The 25,083-nt window shown below is 41.6% G+C and carries 24 protein-coding genes; 22 read left to right on the top strand and 2 right to left on the bottom strand.

Annotation, left to right across the window (positions count from 1 at the left end; translation table 11 throughout):
- Positions 1-280: 280 nt before the first annotated feature.
- Complete coding sequence (locus P2W71_RS14760) at positions 281-829, bottom strand: hypothetical protein (RefSeq protein WP_276372037.1); 549 nt, start codon at positions 827-829, stop codon at positions 281-283.
- Positions 830-940: 111 nt separating this feature from the next.
- On the opposite strand from P2W71_RS14760, the gene P2W71_RS14755 reads away from it, so the two are divergent.
- From P2W71_RS14755 to P2W71_RS14700, 12 genes are all read left to right on the top strand, one after another.
- Entirely contained in the window at positions 941-1,633 is a 693-nt protein-coding gene (locus P2W71_RS14755; RefSeq protein ID WP_276372036.1) for a hypothetical protein, read from the top strand.
- The gene (locus P2W71_RS14750; RefSeq protein WP_276372035.1) at positions 1,620-3,245 is read left to right on the top strand and encodes a S8 family peptidase; all 1,626 of its coding nucleotides are present in this window, start codon (positions 1,620-1,622) and stop codon (positions 3,243-3,245) included. Before P2W71_RS14755 ends, P2W71_RS14750 begins: the two co-directional genes overlap by 14 nt.
- A gap of 671 nt (positions 3,246-3,916) precedes the next feature.
- Entirely contained in the window at positions 3,917-4,570 is a 654-nt protein-coding gene (gene rpe, locus P2W71_RS14745; protein WP_276372034.1) for a ribulose-phosphate 3-epimerase, read from the top strand.
- A 177-nt stretch (positions 4,571-4,747) separates the two neighbouring features.
- Complete coding sequence (locus P2W71_RS14740; protein WP_276372033.1) at positions 4,748-5,323, top strand: penicillin-binding protein activator LpoB; 576 nt, start codon at positions 4,748-4,750, stop codon at positions 5,321-5,323.
- Between the two features lie 2 nt (positions 5,324-5,325).
- Positions 5,326-6,738, top strand: a complete 1,413-nt coding sequence (locus P2W71_RS14735) for a hypothetical protein (RefSeq protein WP_276372032.1) — start codon at positions 5,326-5,328, stop codon at positions 6,736-6,738.
- 235 nt (positions 6,739-6,973) lie between these two features.
- Positions 6,974-7,870, top strand: coding sequence for a hypothetical protein (locus P2W71_RS14730; protein ID WP_276372031.1), 897 nt, complete (start codon positions 6,974-6,976; stop codon positions 7,868-7,870).
- Positions 7,871-8,143: 273 nt separating this feature from the next.
- On the top strand, positions 8,144-10,642 hold the full coding sequence (gene gyrA, locus P2W71_RS14725; protein ID WP_276372030.1) for a DNA gyrase subunit A: 2,499 nt from the start codon (positions 8,144-8,146) through the stop codon (positions 10,640-10,642).
- Positions 10,643-10,669: 27 nt separating this feature from the next.
- On the top strand, positions 10,670-11,854 hold the full coding sequence (locus tag P2W71_RS14720) for a hypothetical protein (RefSeq protein WP_276372029.1): 1,185 nt from the start codon (positions 10,670-10,672) through the stop codon (positions 11,852-11,854).
- A gap of 98 nt (positions 11,855-11,952) precedes the next feature.
- The gene (locus tag P2W71_RS14715; protein WP_276372028.1) at positions 11,953-12,690 is read left to right on the top strand and encodes a (Fe-S)-binding protein; all 738 of its coding nucleotides are present in this window, start codon (positions 11,953-11,955) and stop codon (positions 12,688-12,690) included.
- A complete protein-coding gene (locus P2W71_RS14710) occupies positions 12,687-14,075 on the top strand; it encodes a lactate utilization protein B (protein ID WP_276372027.1) in 1,389 nt (462 codons plus the stop codon). Before P2W71_RS14715 ends, P2W71_RS14710 begins: the two co-directional genes overlap by 4 nt.
- Entirely contained in the window at positions 14,065-14,643 is a 579-nt protein-coding gene (locus P2W71_RS14705) for an LUD domain-containing protein (RefSeq protein ID WP_276372026.1), read from the top strand. The genes P2W71_RS14710 and P2W71_RS14705 overlap by 11 nt, the downstream gene beginning before the upstream one ends.
- A gap of 116 nt (positions 14,644-14,759) precedes the next feature.
- Entirely contained in the window at positions 14,760-15,986 is a 1,227-nt protein-coding gene (locus tag P2W71_RS14700; protein ID WP_276372025.1) for a PQQ-binding-like beta-propeller repeat protein, read from the top strand.
- Here P2W71_RS14700 and P2W71_RS14695 read toward each other — a convergent pair whose 3' ends face one another.
- On the bottom strand, positions 15,987-17,054 hold the full coding sequence (locus tag P2W71_RS14695; RefSeq protein WP_276372024.1) for a ferredoxin--NADP reductase: 1,068 nt from the start codon (positions 17,052-17,054) through the stop codon (positions 15,987-15,989).
- Positions 17,055-17,183: 129 nt separating this feature from the next.
- Here P2W71_RS14695 and P2W71_RS14690 point away from each other — a divergent pair, with 129 nt between their 5' ends.
- From P2W71_RS14690 to nuoH, 10 genes are all read left to right on the top strand, one after another.
- Positions 17,184-17,531: a hypothetical protein gene (locus P2W71_RS14690; protein ID WP_276372023.1), complete on the top strand. Its 348-nt coding sequence runs from the start codon at positions 17,184-17,186 to the stop codon at positions 17,529-17,531.
- Between the two features lie 92 nt (positions 17,532-17,623).
- Complete coding sequence (locus P2W71_RS14685) at positions 17,624-18,241, top strand: VTT domain-containing protein (protein ID WP_276372022.1); 618 nt, start codon at positions 17,624-17,626, stop codon at positions 18,239-18,241.
- 142 nt (positions 18,242-18,383) lie between these two features.
- Complete coding sequence (locus P2W71_RS14680) at positions 18,384-18,755, top strand: NADH-quinone oxidoreductase subunit A (RefSeq protein ID WP_276372021.1); 372 nt, start codon at positions 18,384-18,386, stop codon at positions 18,753-18,755.
- 10 nt (positions 18,756-18,765) lie between these two features.
- A complete protein-coding gene (locus P2W71_RS14675) occupies positions 18,766-19,317 on the top strand; it encodes an NADH-quinone oxidoreductase subunit B (RefSeq protein WP_276372020.1) in 552 nt (183 codons plus the stop codon).
- Complete coding sequence (locus tag P2W71_RS14670) at positions 19,318-19,818, top strand: NADH-quinone oxidoreductase subunit C (protein ID WP_276372019.1); 501 nt, start codon at positions 19,318-19,320, stop codon at positions 19,816-19,818.
- Positions 19,819-19,821: 3 nt separating this feature from the next.
- Entirely contained in the window at positions 19,822-21,030 is a 1,209-nt protein-coding gene (gene nuoD, locus P2W71_RS14665) for an NADH dehydrogenase (quinone) subunit D (RefSeq protein WP_276372018.1), read from the top strand.
- A gap of 79 nt (positions 21,031-21,109) precedes the next feature.
- A complete protein-coding gene (locus P2W71_RS14660) occupies positions 21,110-21,616 on the top strand; it encodes an NAD(P)H-dependent oxidoreductase subunit E (RefSeq protein ID WP_276372017.1) in 507 nt (168 codons plus the stop codon).
- A 46-nt stretch (positions 21,617-21,662) separates the two neighbouring features.
- Entirely contained in the window at positions 21,663-23,024 is a 1,362-nt protein-coding gene (nuoF, locus tag P2W71_RS14655; RefSeq protein WP_276372016.1) for an NADH-quinone oxidoreductase subunit NuoF, read from the top strand.
- An 11-nt stretch (positions 23,025-23,035) separates the two neighbouring features.
- Positions 23,036-24,043 (top strand): 2Fe-2S iron-sulfur cluster-binding protein, encoded by a 1,008-nt coding sequence (locus P2W71_RS14650; RefSeq protein WP_276372015.1) that lies wholly within the window; start codon positions 23,036-23,038, stop codon positions 24,041-24,043.
- Positions 24,040-25,074 (top strand): NADH-quinone oxidoreductase subunit NuoH, encoded by a 1,035-nt coding sequence (nuoH, locus tag P2W71_RS14645; RefSeq protein WP_276372014.1) that lies wholly within the window; start codon positions 24,040-24,042, stop codon positions 25,072-25,074. Before P2W71_RS14650 ends, nuoH begins: the two co-directional genes overlap by 4 nt.
- Positions 25,075-25,083: the final 9 nt, after the last annotated feature.

Here is a 25,083-nt window from a genome sequence, read left to right as displayed (position 1 = left end):
ATAAAAGTTTTTTAACTGAATTGCGAACCACACGAACTAACAAGACGGCCGCATTTCAAGTGGTATTCGACCATTCACATGCGTGCGTCCTGTATAGAATTATGAGCCCGGAATTGGAATATGCATCACATTTTCTCACAGCCTTGTGACATGTGTTTCGTTTCATAAACACTTTTTTACACAGATTGATTAATACGAATCTAACATGATAGATTTCATAAAGCGAGTAACAACAACGTAATTTTTAACTGCGCAATCAGGCAATTTTATATGCGGTCATTCAATCTTCATCCAATGATTCAAGAACCTCGTGCATGACTTCAATATCCTTTAGCCCGGGCTTGAGTTCAAGGCCACCTTGCAGCACAATTCCGCTTACCCGCGAATCGGTGAGCGCCATATTTACGTCTGTTATGTTTTGTATTCCAACCAGCAGCGGAAGGGAAGATTCAAATGGTTTTTCGCTGATGAAATAGGCCGGGGCAAACGGAAGATTTTTCGTTTGGGTGGATTCGTCAATTTTAAGTAAAAAGGGGAGGGGCATGAAGGATAGGTATTCCAATTCAGCTGTTCCCAAGGCGAGGTAATCTGGTTTGTAGTTTTCAATGATAGCAGTTAATTCATCGGCATTGGTCAATCCATAGATCTCAGCAACAATCAACGGCCCGGTAATCCAGCCACGAATTTCCTGAAATTTTGATGGTCCGATGTAATTTTGCTGTCCTTCTACAGTGCGAAATCCAAGCATATCAACACCCATACCAGCACAATAGCGTGCGTCGGTAAGGTTTGTAATGCTTCCAACTTTTACGAATGTTTTAAGGGGCATAGTTTTAGTGTGTAAGAAAAAATAACTTTGTAAGGCTTACGTTCAAACTGTTGGTTGGATTCACGTAAGCCCGCCGCGGGGCAGGCCAATTAGAAGAAAAACAAATTATCGGTGAAGCATTTTTTGAAATATTTGATCGCAATTCTATCAATAGCTGTTGTCTCATGTGATTCTTCAGATGAAAACCCATCTTTTGATACCGGTAAAGACTATTTTCCTATCCGAAAGGGAGTATTTCAAATCTATGAAGTGAATGAAACGGAATATACGTTGGGCGTACCACAAAGCGAAATTTACGAACTAAAGGTATTGGTAGCTGATTCGTTTAAAAATGCGGAAGGCGATTATTCATATGTGATGTACCGAAGTAAACGTGCGGAGGGTGAAGCTGAGTTCTCATACATCGATACATGGTCAGTGAGAATAGGTAGTCGCGAGGTTGTGGTGAATGAAGAAAATATCCCCTTTCTAAAAATTAAACTGCCCGTAGCAAAAAATTTGGAATGGGATGGAAACCAATTTAATGCAAACGGTGAAGATATTTACACCATCGAAGAGGTGAAGACATCCTTTGAGACAAACGGAAAAACGTATGATGATTGCATCGTGATCAATCAAAATGACAACGAGGATTTTGTGGTCACGTTGGATCAGCGAAAGGAAATCTATGCGCGACATGTAGGCCTTGTTTCCCGCGAAATTAAGTTTTTGAATTATTGTTCCGTAGGCTCTTGCCTCGGTCAGCAGCAAGTGGAGAGTGGGGTCATTTATACGCAAACCATCAAATCACATGGTGTGGAATAGTGGTAAACTGGTAGTGATTTTTTTGTTCGCTGCAGCTTCTGTAGGATTGGCTCAGGTCAACCGTTATATTGTCTTTTTCAAAGACAAGGCCGGGACGACTTTCACCGTCAATAAGCCATTAGATTTTTTGTCACAACGTGCGGTCGATCGCCGGATTCGTCAGGCAATTTCTGTTTCAGAGATGGACTTGCCCGTTAACCCAAATTATGTAAAAGGTGTTCGTGACCTTGGTATAAACACTTTCTTTACGACGAAATGGATGAATGGTGTATTGGTGCAATGTGATGCTTCATCAATCCCTGCAATTGAGAATCTTTCTTTTGTTGATCGGGTAGAATTTGTTGCACCATATGAGCGATTATTAGTGGAGGGCCGGAAGCATGTTGATTTAAAGACAAAAGAGTTAAAGACCGCATCTTCTACGAAAGCACAGTTGCAAATGATAGGTTTGGACGAAATGCATGCCGCCGGATATGAAGGTGATAATATTTTAATCGGGATTTTTGATGGCGGCTTTCTTGGAGTCAATACAGCCCCGCCTTTTCAGCACATCTTCGATGAGAACAGAATTAATCTTTCAGCTTCGAAGGATTTTGTCACGAATAGTAAAAACGTTTTTCAGTACGATGAACACGGCACGGAGGTGTTTTCAGTTATTGCTGCCTACCAGGATGGTTTTTATTCTGGCGGATCGTACGATGCTGACTATCAGCTTTTCGTCACGGAGGATGTTGGTAGTGAGTACCGCATAGAAGAATACAATTGGTTATTTGCTGCGGAGCGCGCTGATAGTGCAGGCGTTGATGTTGTAAATTCTTCCTTGGGATATTATGACTTTGACTACACCTCTATGGATTATGAAAAAGGTGCTATGGATGGAAAAACTACCATCGTTAGTCGCGCTGCGCAGAGGTTGGCCGACAAGGGTGTCATCGTTGTTTGCAGTGCAGGAAACGAAGGAGGGATTTCATGGCAGATTATTACAGCGCCGGCAGATGCGAAAGACGTGTTGGCGATTGCCAATGTAAATAGCGCAGGACAACGCTCTGGCTCAAGCTCCATAGGCCCATCCGCTGATGGCAGGATCAAACCTGATGTCGCTGCTTTAGGAGTAAATACCAGCGTGATCAGACCGAACGGCACCTTGGGCACAGCCTCAGGTACATCACTAGCCGCACCGTTGATAACAAGTTTGGCCGCAGGCGTGTGGCAGCGATATCCTAATCTCACGAATATTGAGGTTATAGAGGCTATCCGCAAATCGGCTTCCCAAGCCAATAACCCTGACAAATTTTTGGGCTACGGCATTCCTAATTTTAAGGCCGTTGTTAACTATGTGGAAGATTCACATCAGGAAAACATCTTTGAGATTTATCCCAACCCTATTACCAAAGATACTATTACAATTAAGCCCAATGACCCCGGCCAGGTTGGTTCATGCAAGGTAGAGGTTTTAACAGCACAGGGTCAAACTGTTTATCAAGCTGATGTTAACTTTTCGTGGCTAAACCGGACGTATACCTCGAACGTTACAGGCTTGCCGGCAGGGTTATATTTTATGCGGATTTTATGGGGCGATAGAAAGTTTACGTTTAGAATGATCAAAGTCTAAACATGCATGACTCCCACGAAATGCTGAAAATCGTCAAGGATAGAATGCATTTCTAATCGTTTGTTTCCATACATTTTAATTGTGTTTGATGGATTGCATGATGAGCGTGTAAAAAGCGATGTCTGCATCATTTTAGGAATAAAGTCAACCGCGATAGTAGTTTATCGGAAAGGTTAAGACGAAGGCTTGATAAAGGCCATGAATTGTACAATGATTATTCATTTAATTTTTGTCAGCGGTGGACTAGGCCAGGAGGGATTTTATGAAGGAACAAAATGGCCGAATACTTAGTTGAAAATGGTGGGCTCCACGACAGGGTGATCGTTGACAACGAGGTAATACCACAAAAGCAACGGCCGGAAATTTTAAGCGATTAAATTTTAACGTGAACGCTATTCTAGTAGCTTCACAATATTACCATATTATGCGTACGAAGCTGGTGTTAAAAAATGTCGGCTATGACAATGTAAACGGCGTGCACGCGGAGTATTTTGAGACCAGGGATTTCTATTCTATCGTCCGGGATTCGCGGGTTATTACAAATACTTGCTGGATTAGATTTTAATCACTGTATAAGCTTTTTCAAACTTTCCTGTATTTTTAAACTTGGAAATATAATTTCGTCCTCAACCCACAGCCCCACGGCTTAAGACTGTAAGCTAAAACACAACATGTCCAATCACTTAGTCGCACCCTCTATACTTGCCGCAGATTTTGCAAACCTTGAACGTGAAGTGAAAATGATCAACAACAGCCAGGCGGATTGGATTCACGTTGATGTGATGGACGGAACATTTGTTCCCAATTTTTCATTAGGAATTCCGGTAGTAGAGGCGATTAAACGGCATGCAAAAAAACCATTGGATGTGCACCTCATGATTGTGAATCCGGAACACCACGTGGAGGCATTTAGAAAGGCTGGTGCTGACCATATTTCCGTTCATGTCGAAGTTTGCCATCATCTTCAGCGAAACATATCGCAGATCAAATCGCTGGGTTGTAAAGCAGGCGTCGCTATTAATCCACATACCCCGATCTTCGATTTGGAAAATGTCATTGCCGAATTGGACCTTGTTATCGTCATGTCTGTGAACCCAGGCTTTGGCGGCCAAAAATTTCTTGAACATACTTTCCAAAAAGTAGCACAGTTAAAGGAATTAATAACACAAAATAAATCTGGCGCCAAGATCGAAGTTGATGGGGGAGTTAGCCTGCAAAATTCCCGACGACTGCTTGATGTTGGTGTGGATATTCTTGTTGCCGGCAACTTTGTATTCAATTCTGATAACCCCACTGAAACAATTAGGCAACTAAAAGACCTTTGATCCGTAAAGTACTCCAAAATGAATGCTTGAGGCACTTTTGTTTCGGCAGGATTTTTGGATTTATCTACCTACATTGAATAACATCTACATGCGAAGCCGAAGCCATTTCATCATCCCGCTACAAGCGGCTTGTTCGGCGTCAACAGTTAGTATCGTATCTCGTAAATAAAAAAATACATGAAAAAATTATCCTGGATAGTTTTAATACTGATTATCTCCGTGTCTTGCCAGCGTAGTGTTACACGCATTAGTCCCGACACACAAATTGATTTAAGCGGACGGTGGAATGATTCTGACTCCAGAATGGTAGCGGAAAAAATGATTAATGAACTGTTTACCTCTGAAAGATTTAAAGAGTATTCTCAGGAGAATGGGAAAAAGCCTACCATCATCGTTGGTATAATCAAGAATAAGACCAGCGAGCATATTGATGCTGCCAACTACATCAAGAAATTCGAAATGGCAATCTATAATTCCAATTTTGCGGACTTGGTGGAGTCAGACGAGTTTCGTGATAAACTGAGACAAGAACGTGCGGAACAGCAGGACTTCGCCGACCCAGCAACTATGGCGCGATGGGGAAAAGAGACGGGAGCAGACGTGATGCTGTTTGGTGAGATGACTTCTGAAACTGATACCTACAATAAGAAACGGGTTGTAAACTATATCACAACGCTCTTCTTAACCGATATTGAAACAAATAAACGCGTTTGGTACGGTCAGCACGAGATTAAAAAGTTTGTTAAAAATTAGTGATGCCCTCGCTTACAAAATGCGTTTATTTTTTTAGCCTCTGTGCTGTTGCATTAGTCGTGAGCGCCTGTGCCACGTATTATCAAAGTCATTTTGATTTCAATAAAGAGTTTGAGCAAGGTGATTTAACAAAAGCACTGGAGACCCTAAAGAAAAGAGAGCGTGAAGGCGAAGGCAAAACAAAATTTCTTTATAATGTAAACAAGGGATTATTACTTTCTATTCTGGGTGAATATGAGGAGAGTAATACGTATTTTGAAAAGGCGTTTCTCTTTGGAGAGGATTATCACATCAACTACGTTGCCGAAGCCACTGCATACTTCAGCAACCCAAATGTAACATCCTATCGGGGTGAAGATCATGAACATCTGATGGTGTTATATTTTAAGGCAATTAACTTCATCAAAATGAATAAACCGGAGGAAGCATTGGTGGAATGCCGGCGGCTGAATATTCGTCTCAATCAACTGAATGATAAGTATGTTTCGGAAGAAAAATTCCAGAGGGACGCATTCGTCCATACCCTCATGGGAATTATTTATCAATCTACGCAAGACTATAATAATGCATTTATCGCTTATCGCAATGCGGTTGAAGTGTACGAAAACGAATATGCTAAACTGTTTGGCATGCGGGTACCGCTTCAGTTAAAAAAAGATCTTTTAAATACGGCATCGTGGACTGGCTTTAAAGATGAGTTCGAGCAGTTTAAAACAAAATTTGAAATGCACGATTTTACAGTGAGCAAGCCAGACGCCGAGTTAGTTTTTTTCTGGCACAACGGTCTGGGTCCTGTAAAAGATGAGTGGAGTATTAATTTCGTCATTCATCCTGGCGATGGTAATACGATGGTTTTTGCGAACGCGGACATGGGATTGAATTTTTCGTTTGCCGTGCATGAATCCAAGGATCGCGCAGACTTGTCGAAGCTCGAAGTATTCAGGGTTGCGTTCCCGCGATACCGCGAACGCGGTTTATATTTTCATACGGCGCATTTGCAAGTTGATTCCATGGAATATTCTTTGGAGTTGGCTGAAGATATCAATAAGATAGCCTTTCATAGTTTGAGACAACGGATGTTGCAGGAGTTTGGCAAGGGCCTGCTTCGTGCCGCATTGAAAAAGGCAACGGAACATTCTCTTAGAAAGGAAGATGAGCGTCTGGGGGCCGTCATCGGAATTGTAAATGCCATCACAGAAAAAGCCGACACCCGAAATTGGCAGACACTTCCACACAGTATTTTTTATTCGCGTGCGCCACTTAAGGAAGGCATCAATCCGGTCAAGTTTACCTTACAAAGCCATAATCAACGGAATATCGACTATAACTTCACTTACACGGCCAAAAAGGGGCAAACACTATTTCATACCTTTTCGTCGTTAGAAACTGTGACTGCTCCTTACAGGTATTACTAAGATAGGATCATTCGGGATTTTCAATTACCTTTAGCCTTCAATGGCCAGATTATGAATGGCTTACATTTTTTAATTTAAGAGATTTAAATCTTTTTTTCTGAAGCGTTATATTTTTATAGCCACGCTCTTTCTCTGTAGCTTCTCAGCTCTTACAGAGGCATTCGGCCAATATGAAAATGAATCGGACGCAACTGTTCCGCTGGATTATTTTTATATTAAAAGGCAAGGCAATGGTGTGCTTCGGAAAATCCTAAGCAAAATAACCTTCGGCCTCAGCACAGGTTATGGCAGTACAACTTTCAAACATGAATTAGACGGATTTGGAATTTTACAAAACCCTGATTCCGTGCCTAAATTATTTCAACCATCAAGTCCTTCGTCAGGATATTCTAATTGGTTTAATGCGGTTAATCCTTCCGGCAATACCACTCAAGCGGGTGCTTTTCTAGTAAACTCTGATACAGCAAGTATAGGATTCAAAAGCAAATCTTTTAACATTCCCCTGCGGGCAACACTACATGTCGAGTTTGACCGGTACAGAATCGGCGGAGGATATTCTTTTGAGTTTACGCGGGTTGGTGAATTCAAACCGTTAAGTTACGGCGACAGGATCAATAATTTTTCTCCCGATGTTTCAAGTTTCTTCTTAAAAAAATATTTCGTCTCATTAGGTGCATCGGTCTATCGCTATTACGAATACCTCCTGGTCGTTGATGCAAATATCGGAGGTTATAAACTCGGAAAAGATTTTGATTCCGGTTCCATTAAAAAAGGTATGTTCGTCAACCTTGGAGTAACCGTTGAACGTGAAATGTCGGAATATTTTAAATTGTTCGTCCGGCCTTCTTATGAAATTAAAAGCTACAAACTTAATTTCCCTGAATCAGGCCAAAGTATCACGCATAAGTTCAACGCCTTCTATTTAAATGTTGGTGCAACATACCGTATTCCTGAACTTCGTCGATGCTTTTTAAAAACATGTAAAGCACAAATGAACCATGCTCATGGAAATAGGGAATACAGGAGTAGGGTCCATCCGATCTACAAAAAGCAAAATCCCCACTATGGGGAAAATCACCCCGTTATTATAAAGTATAAGGGAAGAAATAAGAAGAAGTTGAATCCCTATTAAGATTAGCCCCTCGTCTCCGCCTACCCACTTTCATCACAGATTTTTTTGCCGACCCAGTAGCCCTGGGCCCAGCTAATTTTAGAGTGATAAATGTAAAAGATAACCTTAAGCTGGATATAATTTAGGAAGGTGTATAAGCACTATCGATCTTATATCATCTGCTATTAATTTTAACGTACAACTATTAACATTCCCGCCTTGTTCAATACCGTTTTTTACTATCTTGCACGATTCTAAAAAAAGCCCAATTAAGTTTAACAATTTCAATTCTACATGGCAGAAGAGAAGAATGATTTACCTCCCGCAAGACAGAGTATAATACCGATAAATATTGAGGATGAAATGAGGGGAGCGTACATCGATTATTCGATGTCGGTAATTATTTCAAGGGCGCTTCCCGATGTTAGGGATGGTTTAAAACCTGTTCACCGTCGCGTACTTTATGGAATGCAGGAACTGGGTGTTAACTACAACAAACCATATAAGAAATCGGCCAGAATCGTCGGGGAAGTACTTGGTAAATATCATCCGCACGGTGATGCTTCAGTTTATGATACAATGGTGCGTATGGCTCAGGATTGGTCATTGCGCTACACCTTGGTGGATGGACAGGGAAATTTTGGATCTATCGACGGTGATTCGCCGGCGGCTATGCGTTATACTGAAGCCCGTCTGCGCAGAATCGCGGAGGAGCTCCTGGCAGATATTAATAAAGATACGGTAGACTTTCAGCCTAACTTCGATGACTCACTAACCGAACCAACTGTACTACCTGGAAAATTCCCTAACCTGTTGGTGAATGGCTCTTCGGGGATCGCCGTAGGAATGGCAACCAACATGGCACCACATAATTTGACGGAAGTCATCAATGGTGTTATTGCATACATCGATAATAGTGAGATCACCATTCCGGAATTGATGAAATTCATTACAGCTCCAGATTTCCCCACAGGTGGTATAATCTATGGGCATTCTGGCATTCAGGAAGCTTATCTGACCGGGCGAGGGAGGATTGTTGTTAGGTCTAAAGCAGAAATAGTTACCTCCAGCACAGGCAAAGATCAAATCGTTGTCACCGAAATTCCATACATGGTGAACAAAGCGATGATGATTGAGAAAACTGCAGCGCTTGTAAATGAAAAGAAAATTGAAGGCATTTCAGATATTCGTGACGAGTCGGATCGTGAAGGGTACAGGATAGTTTATGATTTGAAGAAGGATGCTATCCCCAATATCGTTCTCAATAACTTATTTAAATATACACAGCTTCAATCGGCCTTTAGTGTAAATAACGTGGCCTTGGTAAAAGGACGACCACTTACACTTAATCTGAAGGATCTCATTAAATACTTTGTCGAACATCGCCATGAAGTTGTTGTTCGCAGAACTAAATTTGAATTAGCGGAGGCCGAGAAAAGAGCACACATTCTGGAGGGCTATTTAATTGCCCTAGATAATCTGGACGAAGTGATCGCATTGATCCGTAATTCAAAAGATCCTGAGACGGCAAAGGAGGGTTTAATGACCCGCTTCAGTTTATCCGAGATCCAGTCAAAAGCTATTTTGGATATGCGGTTGCAGCGACTCACAGGTCTGGAGCGCGATAAAATTCAGCAAGAATATAACGAGGTAAAGCAGCTTATTGAGCGGTTGAATAATATTCTGGCCAATGAATCTTTAAGGATGCAAATCATCAAGGACGAGTTGACAGAATTGAGAGAACGATATGGAGACGCCCGAAGAACAGAAATAGTCCTCAATGAGGATGATATTTCATTCGAAGATATGATCCCAAACGAGGATATGGTAATAACCATCTCCAACCAGGGTTATGTCAAGCGAACGTCATTGTCGGAGTATAGAACACAGGGAAGAGGTGGTGTTGGATCAAGAGGAGTTTCGACCAAGGAAGATGATTTTACCGAGCACCTGTTTATCGCACAAGCCCATAACTACCTATTGATATTCACCAACCAGGGGAAAGTTTATTGGAAAAGAGTTTATGAAATTCCGGAAGGCACAAAGACCTCCAAAGGCCGCGCTGTCCAAAATCTCATTAACATAGAGCCGGGCGATACGGTACGTGCAATTATAAACGTAAAAAATCTTGAGGATGAGCAGTATACCAATAACAATTTTGTGATCCTCTGTACCGAAAAAGGAACTATTAAGAAAACCTCTTTGGAAGCTTATTCAAGGCCTCGCCAGGGTGGTATAAATGCAATTTCCATTCAGGAAGGGGATAGGCTTTTAAATGCCTCGTTAACAAATGGAAAGAACCACATTATTATAGCGAAAAGTGAAGGCAAGGCAGTGCATTTTAATGAACGAGATGTCAGGCCCATGGGACGTACCGCCACCGGTGTACGCGCTGTAACCCTCGAGTCTGAAAATGACAAAGTAATTGGAATGGTTTGTATAAACCGTGAAGACGCAAATTTGTTAGTTGTATCAGAGAAGGGCTATGGCAAACGATCGTTGATTGATGACTACCGCATCACCAAGCGTGGCGGTAAAGGCGTGAAAACATTAAATATTACGGAGAAAACTGGCAAGCTTGTTGCCATCAAGGAAGTGGTCGACGACGATGAGCTTATGATCATCAATCGATCAGGGATTACCATCCGGATAAAAGTAAGTGAGCTTCGCATTATGGGACGTGCCACACAAGGCGTCAGACTAATCAAGCTTAATGAGGATGATCAAATCTCGTCGATAGAAAAGATACAAAAGATTGAAAAAATAGAAGACGAACAACAACAACAACCCTAATCAATTAATAATAAACCTGTATTTAAAATGAAACGAATTACACTTTTACTGTTATTGTTTGCTACAGTATCTGTCTATGCACAAAAGACGCCAAAGCCAAACCTTAACAAAGCGTTAAACTCCTGGAAAGAGGGAAAACTCGACGAGGCCAAAGCAAATATCGATCTTGCTACAACCTATGAAAAAACAAAAGACGATGCGAAGACCTGGTACTATCGGGGATTGATCTATGCATCTATAGACACAACGACCAATGAAGCACATAAGGCACTTGCAACGGATGCGTACAAAACAGCTGTTGAATCGTTTAAGAAGGCGGATGAACTAAACAAAGGCGATAAAGAATTATTTATCACCGATGCAAGTGGATTACCTATCCTGAAATCTCAGCAGCTGACCAACTGGCAAGGTGGATATCTTAACAAAGGTGCAGCACAATATCAGGAAGAAGACCTTGAAGGTGCATTGAAAAACTTTGAAAAGGCACAGGAAATAATGCCTAGCGATACTACTTCGTATTTCTATGCTGGATTTGTATCCAACAGCCTGGAGCAATACGACAAAGCACAAGAGAACTTCAAAAAATACATCGAGCTTGGTGGAAAATCTTCTGATGCTTATTCAATTTTGATCAACATCAATAGCGGTCCAAAAGAAAATAAGGAAGAAGCGCTGAAGCTTGTTCGCGAAGCAAAAACAAAGTTCCCTGCCAACCCTGATTTCCCAAAGGTTGAAATCGGACTGCTGATCGACCTTCAAAGAATTGATGAAGCTAAGAGTGGTTTGGAAAATGCTATCAAAAAAGAACCGAACAATAAGATCCTTCACTTCTATTTGGGATACGCAAATCAAAGCTTAAATGATAATGCAACTGCCAAAAAGAATTATGAGGATGCTCTTAAAATAGACCCGCAATATTTTGAAGCCCAACTTTACCTTGCCAAACTCATGAGCAGTGAAGCGGTAGCAATCAAAAAAGAAATGTCAAATTTAGGTATTTCTGCTGCTGACAAGAAGAAAAAACTTGAACTTGATAAGGTGCTTGTTGAAAAACTAAAACTCGCACTTCCTTATTGGGAAAAGGCTGAAAAAATTAAGCCGGATGATCAGGAAGTTTTGGATACCTTATCAAGCATCTATTCTGACCTTGACATGCAAGATCAAATTGCCAGAATTCAAAAAAGATATAAGGAACTCGGCCTCGAAAACTAAAAGAATCACATTGATTTAAAAGGTTGGTTAACACCAACCTTTTTTATTTGTGGCTATCCATGAATCATTAACTTAGCCCGATGATTAGAAGCTGACATATGAGGGTAGCCTTATTTATACCTTGCTACATTGATCAATTTTATCCCCAGGTTGCAATCGCTACTTTGCAACTACTAGAAAAACTTGGGGTGAGCGTTGAGTTCCCGATTAATCAAACTTGTTGTGGGCAACCGATGGCCAATGCGGGCTTTGAGGTCATGACAAAAGATGTTAATGAGCTGTTTATAGATAACTTTAATGAATTTGACTTTATTGTTTCACCCTCTGGTAGTTGTGTTCTTCATGTAAAGCATCATTTGAAGTCGGTATCCAGGCACGAACAAGCCAAGATCATTCAAAACCGAACTTATGAACTCACCGAATTCCTAACGGACATCCTTAAAATTACAGCTCTTAATTCCCGGTTTCCATATGCTGTTGGGCTGCATCAAAGTTGCCATGGTCAACGTGGACTGATGCTCTCTCAAATGTCAGAGATTGTTGGTCCCGCTTTTTCGAAAGCGGAAGTGTTGCTTAATATGGTTGAAGATTTAAGATTGATTTCCCTCGACCGGAAGGATGAATGTTGCGGGTTTGGAGGAACGTTTTGTGTAACCGAGGAAGCGGTTTCGGTGAAGATGGGAAAGGACCGTGTGAAGGATCACTTGGCTCATGGCGTAGAGGTTATTACTGGAAGTGACATGTCTTGCCTGATGCACATGGAAGGGATTCTTCGACGTCAAGGAAGTCATGTTAAGGTCGCTCATATCGCTGAAATACTAAACGCCACTTCATGAAGCCGGGAGATAATATGGATCATGCTGGCTTGTCTTCCAAGTTTAACCGCGATGAGGCCCGTGTAGACTGGCATGATAAAACTTTATGGTTCATTCGTGAAAAACGGGATAAGGCTGCATGGCAGATCCCTGAGTGGGAGCAATTACGAGAACAGGCATCTCAAATAAAGGAAAACGTTTTGAGTAACCTGCATGCATACTTGCTTCAATTTGAGCAACATGCGACTGAACATGGAATCAAAGTTCATTGGGCGTCTACACCACAAGAACATAATGCTATTGTTTTTGATATCATTCATAAGAAAGGGGTTGAGAAGATAGTCAAGAGCAAGTCGATGCTGACGGAAGAATGTCATCTGAATGAATATTTGGCGGCACAGGGTATTGAGGTAATAGATACCGACCTGGGTGAACGAATCGTGCAACTTGCTCATGAACCTCCAAGTCATATCGTGCTACCGTGCATTCACAAGAAAAAAGAAGAAATAGGAGAGTTGTTCCACCAGCATTTGGGAACACCCAAAGGTAATGCTGATCCACAGTTCCTCACAGCAGCGGCAAGGCAACATTTACGGCAACGCTTCTTAACAAGTTCAGTAGCCATCACTGGTGTGAATTTCGCGATTGCTGAAACCGGCGAAGTAGTGGTATGCACCAATGAAGGGAATGCCGATCTTGGAACGCAGCTGGCGGATGTGCATATTGCTTGTATGGGAATTGAAAAGATCATCCCACAGCGGAAGCATCTTGGAGTTTTTCTTCGCCTGCTCGCGCGAAGTGCCACAGGCCAACCGATAACAACCTATTCAAGTCATTTTAAAAAGCCACGTGCCGGGCAAGAGATGCATGTTGTACTTGTCGACAACGGCAGAAGTGAACGTCTTAAGAGTGATGATTTTAGAAATGCTTTAAAGTGCATACGATGCGGCGCATGCATGAATACTTGCCCTGTATACCGTCGAAGTGGAGGGCACAGTTATCATTATGCAATCGCCGGCCCCATTGGGTCTATACTAGCACCCGGATTAGACATGAAAAAATACGCAGATCTTCCTTTTGCGTCAACCTTGTGCGGCTCTTGTAGCAATGTTTGTCCAGTAAAAATTGATATTCATGATCAGCTCTATAAATGGCGCCAAGTGCTCGTTAAAAATGGATATGTAAATTCAGGAAAAGCATTTGGTATGAAGGGTATGGCTGCAGTTTTGTCTAATTCCAGAACCTTTAAGTGGAGTGGTATTGTTGGACGGATGGTCATGAAATATATTCCATTTGTGTTGAATAATAAATTTAACCCATGGTATAAACAGCGTGATATGCCGAAACCTCCTGCCCAATCTTTCAATCAATGGTATCAGCAAAACAGAGGGAAAAATGGCAAGTAGGGAGAAGATACTTGAAAACATTTTACGCAATCAGCCGCCTCAGAAAACATTACCTGATTTGTCCAAGGCAGCAATTGGTGCGGGTGACTATTTTAATGATTTTAAAAGTATCTTAGAGAAGATTGGAGGCGCTGTAATTGAGATAACCACGCTTGAATCGATAAATGAATATGTGCAAAAACACTATTCGTCAACGAACAGAATTGTAACGACGATAGCAGAATTACCATGGTTTAATAGCGACCTTTCGGATAATGCACATTCATTTGAAGACGTAGATCTTGCTGTTTTGCGTGGACACTTCGGTGTTGCTGAAAATGGCGCAGTGTGGGTTACAAATGAACTAATGGGTGACAGGGCAATTCCATTCATCGCTCAGCATTTGGCGCTGGTTATCCATAAAAGGGATATTGTTCCCTCCCTTCACGAAGTGTATGAAAAAATAGATCCCAGTTACGATTACGGTACATTCATCGCTGGCCCGTCTAAAACTGCTGATATTGAACAATCACTAGTGTTAGGTGCTCATGGCCCAAAAAGCATGGTTGTTTTTGTGTTGGCCACTTAATGCCGACGGTTTCTTAACCCAAATACCTTCATCTAACAGGAACTTTTCACGCTATTGGTGGTATACCATTCCATGATTTTATTTTTCATTTTGAGGTAGACAAAAGCATTTTCAAGATGTTGAAAAAAATAGCCTCTGTAGTGCTGCTGCAGTTAGCCGTTATACTGCTGTATGGTCAGACTGAATCGGATGTCGTAGCTGATTTTGAGAAGCTCCCTTCAATCGAATGGAAGTTCAAAGCGAAAGGTCCTTTTTTTTCGTCACCGGTAATTTCAGAAAACATTGTTTACGCAGGGAGCTTGGACAGCACATTATATGCTGTTGATATTTTTACGGGTAAACTAAAATGGAAGTTTAAGACCGGCGGTGAGATTAGATCAACGGTAAGCCTGAACGGAGATTATGTTTTTCTTTACAGCGGAGATGCAACTTTGTATTCCATTGATAAGCATTCCGGTAAAATAGCTTGGACCTTTAAAACGAAGGGTGGCTTGCTCGGAGATCGTCGTTACGATTTTGCGGATTATTTTCAATCTGCGCCGGTGATCAATGACGGCAAAATATTTTTTGGCGCCGGTGATGGCAGGGTATATGCATTGGATGTTAAAAATGGGGCGGTAGTCTGGGTGTTTAAAACCGATGGTATTGTTCATACTACACCTGTGATATATAAAGACAGGTTGTTCATCGGATCCTTTGACGGAAATCTCTACGCCCTCGGTCTGGAAAACGGCGACTTACTTTGGAAATTTAAAACAGTAGGGCATCGATTTTTTCCTGACGGTGAAGTACAGGGGTCACCCGTTGTTGTAAATGATTTGGTTTATTTCGGCGCGCGCGATTACAACTTATATGCAATAGATGCCATGCAGGGATATGCGCATTGGAATAAAACTTTTCCCTTTGGGTGGGCGATGGCTGTTACGCCTAGAGACTCCGTGATATATGTGGGTACCTCAGATGATCGCGTGCTTGTATCGATGGATAGCCGATCTGGAAAAGAGTTATGGAGGACAAACGTAAAGTTTAATATTTTTGGACCTTGCGCGCTGACTAGAAGAATGGCTTACGTTGGTACCCTCATGGGTAAACTTTTTGGCATCGATTTGATTGAAGGCAAAGTCAAATGGGTTTACACCACAGAAAATTATCAGAAACATCATCTGAAGTATTTCAAACCCGATGATTCCTTCCGCGATGATATCATGAATTTCATAAAAACACCAGCTGATTTTATAGGCATGGAGTACAACTTGGGAGCGATCTTTTCTACTCCCGCAATTAGTCACGATCGATTATTGTTCACCAGCAGTGAAAGCACAATTTATTGCCTGAAAAAATAATTATCGACTGTCTTCCGTTGCTTCGGGAAAGTGAATAATAATGTCCTCGTCTCCATACGGATATCCGGTGCAAGTAAGGATTCTTCCTTTTTCCAATTCACGATCCATTAGTACCTCATTATAAGCATGCCAAACGTTTCCTTTCAAACAGGTAGCTGAACATGTGCCACACTTTCCTACTTCACAACTGTACGGCAACATGATCCTTTCTCTTTTTGCGGCTTCAAGGATGGTAGTCGGATATTGGACAGTGAGGTGATATTGTTTGCCCGAAAAATTTACTTGAACATGATGAGGTTTAATATCAGGGGGTAATTCTTTGATGACCGGCTTTTCAGTGCTAAAATTTTCCTTTCGAATATTTTCCAGCGGAATTCCTTCCGTCAGTAGGGTAATCGTGGCCATCTGCATATAGTCGAAGGGGCCACAGATATAAAAAAGCGTTTGATATTTTTGAGTAACATTTTTTTGAATGAACTGTAACAGTACAAATTTGGTAAGCCTGGCTTTGAGTAAATTCTGCGAAACGCTAAACAACAATTCAAGGTTAAATTGGTTGGGAAATTCCTTGCTCAGAAATTGAAGTTCATTCAAAAATATTGAATCTTCTTTCCTACGATTGCTGTAAATTAAAGTGACGTGTACAGCAGGACTGTTGTACAATACTGTTTTTATTAATGGAAGAATTGGTGTGATTCCGCTTCCTGCGGCAAGAAAAAAGGTTTGTGGATAATTCGTAAGATTTTCAGGTAATGTAAAATATCCAGAGGCACCTATTGTTACAAGAACATCACCCACTTGGGCTACATCAAAGAGATATCTCGAATATTCACCATTATCTATCCGCTTAACCGTTATGGTCAACGGTTCATTTAAAAAAGGCGTGGATGAAATGGAGTATGACCGCCGCTCCTCAGCATTTGGTTTCTTGAATACTAAGGTTAAGAATTGGCCCGGCTTGTATTTAATTGCAGGGCCATGCATTTGTTTTAAAATAAAGGACTTGGTGTTGCTGGTATCTTTTCTGATTTGAATAATCCTTAAGGGAATGTACGGAGACTGCTGCATGCCATTTGAAATAGCTAAGTTTTTCAGTAAAGGCTAGAAAGGTTTGAATAAATCGCGAAACATAAAAGCTTGAATCAATTTCATTCGTTTGCCCTAACTAGAAAATTTCTTTTACCTTTACAGATTAAGATGGACAATGCCACTTTAAAATCAGGGAAAGTTATTAAAGTAGTGTGCATGATGTTGCTCATCATCGCCAGCCTTCTTTTCGGGGCGCAAGCTAACGGTTATTCGCATTGGTCTAAAAGCCTCCTCACATGTGATGGTGAAATGCCAGATACAATAATATCGGTGCAGGAACGATTCAGAGAAAGGGTACACTTTGAAGCCCTGAACAAGATAACTGTTATGACCCATGCGATCAGAACCTGTGGTGGCCTTTTTCAGTTAGTCAATCCATTGGCATCAGAATCCCTTTTCATAAATGCATATCAAAGAAATGTTTTTTATATCTATGCATTTTCTACGGTTCCGTGATAGGTTGACATATATTTAAAGAAGTTATTAACTGGAATATTTTATTAACTGGGAGCTTGAAGTCATAAAGACTCCGATTTAAAAAACTTGTAATGTCATTATCTGAATTAGTAAATCCTGAAGCCCTTATTCAGTATGGTGGATTAGTACTTTTGTTATTAATCATCTTTGCTGAGACTGGGCTATTTTTTGGATTTTTTCTTCCTGGAGATTCTTTGTTGTTTGCCGCTGGTTTGCTGTCGGAGTCCCCATATTTAGATACTCCCGTTACCATCCTTATAATTCTTTTGGTTGGAGCGGCGGTTCTTGGAACCACTGTCGGTTACGGCGTAGGACGTTGGGCAAAAACATACCTGGAGAATCGATCGGAAGGTTTTTTCTACCGGAAGAAATACATTGAACTGACAGAAGCATTTTATCAGCGACATGGTATGATGGCGTTTGTTCTTGGAAGGTTCTTGCCAATTGTTAGGACATTTGTACCTATTCTGGCGGGAATGACACACATCAATTTTAAGAAGTTTTTGATTTACAACTTCCTCGGCGCGACTGTTTGGGTCGTCACCATGGTAATGGCAGGTCACCTTTTGGGTAATGCATTCCCCAACTTAATTGAATATCTGGAGTATATAGTTTTTGGGATGATACTCGTAACGGCCATACCACTGGTCATTTCATTTTTTAAGAGTAGAAGACGTAGCAAAAGCTAGCTGTTCTTTTGCAAGTCCCGTGTACGAGGCTAAAGCGAGCTCTTTAATTTTTTCTAACGACAAACGTATGCATACCGGCTATGTAATATTTTAAACGTCATGATTAAAAAGTTTAGCAAGGATATTTTGTAATTTCGGGCCCATGGAAGAAGGTTCCCTAGTTCAATATGCTCCTATAGCGCTTATGTTCCTCGTTGCAGCTGGCTTTGTCGGTGTAACGATGTTGGCAACCCACCTTTTAGGCCCAAAGCGCAAAACAAATGTTAAGTTAGAGTCTTTTGAATGTGGAATTGAAGCAAAAGGAAACGCTAGAATTCCCTTTAATATCAAATACTTTTTAGTCGCGATTTTGTTTGTGCTATTTGATATCGAAGTCATATTCATGTATCCGTGGGCAGTTAATTTTAAAGAGTTGGGCACTGAAGGATTTGTTGAAATGTTACTCTTCATAGCTGCATTGCTGATTGGGTTTTTCTATATCCGAAAAAAGGGTGCTTTAACATGGGAGGATTAGGCGGGCGACTATGGAAACATCAGGAAAAGTAATTATGAGTGAAAAACCGGATGGCTTGGAAGGCGCTGGTTTTTTTGCTACAAGTTTGGAGAAAGTTGTTGGTCTTGCACGAAAAAATTCGATATGGCCACTGCCCTTTGCTACTTCTTGCTGTGGAATTGAGTTCATGGCAACAATGGGTGCTCATTATGATTTGGCTCGTTTCGGTTCCGAAAGACTAAGTTTTTCACCGCGCCAAGCTGACTTGTTAATGGTGATGGGCACTATTGCAAAAAAGATGGGTCCGGTGCTTAGGCAGGTGTATGAACAAATGGCAGAACCCAGGTGGGTTTTGTCTGTTGGTGCCTGTGCTTCAAGTGGAGGAATATTTGATACTTATAGTGTGCTTCAAGGGATTGACAGAATTATTCCCGTTGATGTATATGTACCGGGCTGCCCGCCACGACCTGAACAGATAATTGACGGAATTCTCAAGATACAACACCTGGTGGAATCGGAGTCCTTGCGGAGACGGGATTTACAGGAGTACAAGGCTATGCTCAACACTTACGGAATAGAGTAAATGGATGTAAACCTGCAGGACAAAATTCTAATTGCGCTGAAGGAACAATTTGAAGATCAAATCCTTCATGCAGGAATGCAATATGACTTTTTTTCGATTACGTTGAAGAAGGATAAGATCACACATATCATTCAATTTTTATACAATCATCCGGAGCTAAAATTTCAATACCTCACAACGTTATGCGGAATCCATTATCCTGAGCTGCAACAAATCGCCATTATGTATCAGCTTCATAATTTGTATACCAATGCAAGGCTTCGGTTAAAAATATTCCTCCCTGAAGATAAACCAACAGTATCTACGTTAACTGGTGTGTTTGCAGCGGCAAATTGGATGGAGCGCGAGACATATGATTTTTACGGTGTTATATTTGAAGGCCACCCGAACCTCACGCGCATATTAAATGTTGACGAGATGATAATTTTTCCGATGCGAAAAGAATATCCATTAGAAGATCAGATTCGTCAGGATAAAAATGATACGATGTTTGGCCGCTAAGAAATGGAATTAAAAGAAACACCAGATCAATTTTATCAGCCAGAGGAGAAACAATATTCTTATCTCAACCTAGGGCCTACACACCCGGCAACGCATGGCATTTTTCAAAATGTTTTGAAAATGGATGGGGAGATGATCGTGGAATCAACACCCACTATTGGTTATATCCACAGGGCATTTGAAAAGTTGGCTGAACGACGTCCTTTTTATCAGATCACGCCCATCACCGACCGATTAAACTATTGCTCGGCGCCCATCAACAACATAGGCTGGCACATGACCGTCGAGAAACTGTTGGGAGTGGAGATACCCAAACGGGTGCAATACCTTCGCGTCATCATCATGGAACTTGCGCGCATTACCGATCACCTTATTTGTAATGCCGTAATTGGTGTAGACACCGGCGCGTTAACAGGTTTTGTTTACATGTTCCAACAACGTGAACTGGTATATGAAATTTATGAGGAAATATGCGGTGCCAGGTTAACATCTAACATCGGGCGCATCGGTGGTTTTGAACGAGACTTTTCGCCAAAGGCATGGGATAAAATCAATAGATTTTTAAAGGAGTTTCCTTTGGTCCTGAAGGAATTTGAAAATCTTTTGAAGCGAAACCGAATTTTTATTGATCGAACTGTTGGAGTAGGAGGCATTACCGCGGAAAGAGCCCTCAACTATAGTTTTTCCGGGCCTAACTTGCGAGCTGCTGGCGTTGACTACGACGTTCGTGTAGCCCTGCCGTACTCATCCTATCAGGATTTTGATTTTATAATTCCCGTAGGATCCAACGGAGATGTATATGATCGCTTTATGGTTCGCCAGGAGGAAATGTGGCAAAGCCTAAACATCATTCGTCAGGCCATCGATAAATTGCCTGATGGACCGTTCCATGCCGATATTCCTGATTTCTATTTGCCTCCCAAAGAGGAGGTATACAATAACATGGAAGCGTTGATCTACCACTTTAAAATTGTGATGGGCGAGACAGATGTTCCAAAGGGTGAAGTATACCATTCTGTAGAAGGTGGTAATGGGGAACTTGGGTTTTATCTAATCAGCGATGGAGGCAGAACACCCTTCAGACTTCATTTCAGAAGGCCATGTTTCATTTTTTATCAGGCATATCCTGAAATGATCAAAGGGTCAATGTTGTCAGATGCAATCTTGACAATGAGTAGCATGAATGTGATCGCGGGAGAACTTGATGCGTAACGCTCACAATATTGATGAAAATTGAAAATAACTAAACTGATAAATAATTACTTGAACTCGACTCATAGTTAACAAACGCATGCGATTCTCAGAGGAAACACTTGCATTGGTAAATAAAATCATCAGACGCTATCCGGAAGGTAAGCAAAAGTCTGCATTGCTTCCGGTTTTGCATTTGGCGCAGGCAGAGTTTGATGGATGGCTAAGCCCTGATGTGATGGATTATGTTGCCGGATTGCTTGCAATAAAACCAATTGAGGTTTATGAAGTAGCGACCTTTTACTCGATGTACAACCTTAAACCGGTAGGCAAATGTTTAATCGAAGTTTGTCAAACAGGACCGTGTTGGCTAAGAGGATCAGATGACATTGTCCATCATCTGGAATCGAAACTTGGAATAAAAGTAGGCGAGACAACACCAGATGGAATGTTTACCTTAAAAACGGTAGAGTGTCTTGGGTCGTGTGGAACAGCACCAATGTTACAATGTGGCTCTAAATTCCATGAGAACTTAACCACCGATAAGGTAGATACCTTGTTAGAAAACCTGAAATCTACAAACCAACGGACCTCATACATGCGATAACTAATGTTTAAAACGATTCATACGTTAACATAATTTATTAAAGAATATGCCTAAAAAGCTCTTGTTAGAACATATCGACGTCCCATCCATTGAAACTTTCGAGACTTATCGAAGGCATGGCGGATATGCTTCTGTCGAAAAGGCTTTGAAGACGATGACACCCGACGCTGTCACGGAAGAGGTGAAAAAATCGGGACTACGAGGAAGAGGTGGAGCAGGATTTCCTGCGGGGTTAAAATGGAGTTTTCTGGATCGAAAATCAGAGAAACCCCGATACCTCGTGTGCAATGCAGATGAAAGTGAACCAGGAACGTTCAAGGACCGGTACCTCATGGAGAAGATCCCTCATTTACTGATTGAGGGTATGATCACCGCTAGTTATGCGTTGGGCGCAAAAACATCCTACATCTATATTCGCGGTGAGTACATGTACATTGTTCGCATCCTAGAAAGGGCGATTGAGGAAGCTTACGCCGCGGGATTTTTAGGACAGCATATTCTTGGCACACCTTACTCTTTGGATTTATATGTTCACCCTGGCGCTGGCGCATATATTTGTGGTGAAGAAACAGCCTTGCTTGAATCGCTTGAAGGAAAACGTGGAAACCCAAGGTTGAAACCACCATTTCCTGCGGTGGCGGGATTGTACGCTGCCCCAACCGTTGTAAACAACGTAGAAACAATTGCCGCTGTTGTGTCAATCGTGAACGGTGGAGGAGACGAATATGCTAAGGTTGGTCTTGGTAAGAGCACGGGTACAAAATTGATTTCGGCCAGCGGGCACATTAATAAACCCGGTGTATATGAAATCGAATTGGGACTTCCGGTGGAAGAATTTATTTTTTCAGATGAATATTGTGGCGGTATCTGGAAAGGAAGAAAATTAAAGGCGGTAGTGGCTGGAGGATCTTCAGTTCCTATTTTACCGGCTCATTTGATTTTAAAAACTGCGAAAGGGGAGCAACGCTTAATGACTTATGAATCGCTTGCCGATGGTGGTTTTATAAGTGGTACAATGTTAGGTTCGGGCGGATTTATCGTGATGGATGAGACCGCATGCATTGTACGAAATCTTTGGACATTCTCTCGCTTTTATCACCATGAATCGTGCGGACAATGCAGCCCTTGCCGCGAAGGCACTGGCTGGATGGAAAAAGTACTTCATAGAATTGAGCATGGTCATGGGCATATGCACGATATTGACCTTTTAGTGGATGTTGCGAAAAAGATTGAAGGCAATACCATTTGTCCACTTGGCGACGCTGCTGCCTGGCCAGTAGCCAGCGCGATACGTCATTTTCGTGAAGAGTTTGAGTATCACGTCAAATATCCTGAAAAGGTAGCAAATCCAAAGCATTTTGAACTAGAACCTTTTAGGTCAGAAAGACTTGAATTGTCAAATGCATAAAGAGCATAGCTATGGTTAAGGTAACAATAGACGGTATAGAAATTGAAGTTGCGGAGGGTACGACAATACTCAATGCCGCAAGGCAAATTGGCGGTGATGTTGTGCCTCCTGCAATGTGCTATTATACGAGTCTGAAAGATAGTGGGGGAAAGTGTCGGGTATGTTTGGTAAAAGTGACACATACGTCTACCAAAGATCCTCGCCCTATGCCAAAACTTGTCGCATCCTGTCGAACAAATGTTATGGATGGTATGGTGATTCAGAATATCACTTCACCTGAAGTCCTTGAAGCACGCAAGGGTGTTGTGGAGTTTCTATTAATCAATCACCCGCTCGATTGTCCCATCTGTGATCAGGCCGGAGAATGTGACTTACAGAACCTTGCTTATGAACATGGCGTAGCGAAAACACGTTACGAGGAGGAGAGAAGGACTTTCGAAAAAATTGACATCGGCGATAAGATTAAGTTGCACATGACGCGTTGCATTCTTTGCTATCGATGCACATTTGTCGCCGACCAGCTTACAGACAACCGTGTTCATGGGATTTTAGGAAGAGGCGACACATCGGAAATCAGTACTTACATTCAAAAAGCCGTTGATAACGATTTTTCGGGCAACATGATCGACGTTTGTCCAGTAGGAGCGTTGACCGATAACACCTTTAGATTTAAAAGCCGTGTATGGTTCACGAAGCCCCTAGACGCACATCGAAATTGTGATAAGTGCTGTGGCAAAGTGGTCCTTTTTACGAAAGGTGATGAAGTACTCAGGGTATCTGCCCGAAAGGATAAGTATGCAGAAGTGACTGAGTACATTTGCAACGAGTGTCGTTATGATCATAAAAGGTTAAGTGATTGGGTGATAGAAGGCCCGCGTCATATTGATCGAAATTCAGTAATATCGCAAAATCATTATGAGAAAATAGATCTGTTGAAATTAAAGCAGGAGATTGAGCGCCAAATCGACTTTGAAAAAGGAAAACAATTACCTGAACCAAACCAATCTCTTACAGCATGATCTCTTTCCTCATTTATAAGGCCATTCTTGTAGGGGTTGTGTTCGGGATAACTTTATTTATTGCCGCTTATTCAACCTATGCGGAACGAAAAGTGGCCGCATTTCTTCAAGATCGGATTGGTCCTGATCGTGCGGGTCCATTTGGTATTCTTCAACCGCTCGCCGATGGATTGAAGTTTATCATGAAAGAAGAAATTATTCCCAACGTCTCAAATAAAATACTATTTGTCCTCGGGCCAAGCATTGCCATGCTCACAGCGCTGATGGCAGGGGTAGTGATACCATGGGGCAGTACACTTGTGATCAATGGTGAAACATATTCATTGCAGATTGTTGATTTGAATATTGGTATTCTCTACGTCTTTGCTGTTGTTTCCATAGGGGTTTATGGGATTATGATTGGCGGTTGGGCTTCTAACAACAAATTCTCATTGTTAGGTGCAATACGAGCGTCTGCCCAGATGATAAGTTACGAGATAGCCATGGGTTTATCGATTATCGCATTGATCATGATGACAGGGACACTTAGTCTGCGGGAGATAACAGAATTGCAGACAGGTGCAGTGGGAAGCAGCTGGAATTTTTGGAACGTTGTGTACCAACCGGTGGGATTTTTGATTTTTTTAGTCTGCGCTTTTGCGGAATGTAATCGAACGCCATTTGACTTGCCTGAATGTGAAACAGAATTAGTTGGTGGATATCACACTGAGTATAGCAGTATGAAACTTGGGTTTTATCTTTTTGCCGAATACATCAATATGTTTATCTCTTCTGCGGTGATTTCTACCTTGTATTTTGGAGGGTATAATTTCCCGTTTATGAATGACCTTGGTATGGATCAAAATATCATTACTATTATCGGCACAATTGGGCTTTTTATAAAAATAGGGTTCTTCATTTTCTTCTTCATGTGGATTCGCTGGACAATCCCGCGCTTTCGCTACGATCAGTTAATGAATTTGGGCTGGAAGATATTGATACCGTTAGCCATAATCAATATTTTCATAACAGGATTATTTGGAATTTTGTGAGGATGTATA

The organism is Chryseolinea sp. H1M3-3 (assembly GCF_029360725.1).
Taxonomy (GTDB): Bacteria; Bacteroidota; Bacteroidia; order Cytophagales; family Cyclobacteriaceae; genus Chryseolinea.
Note: the sequence above shows the minus strand (reverse complement) of the source record. Positions and strands in the feature narration are given on the sequence as shown.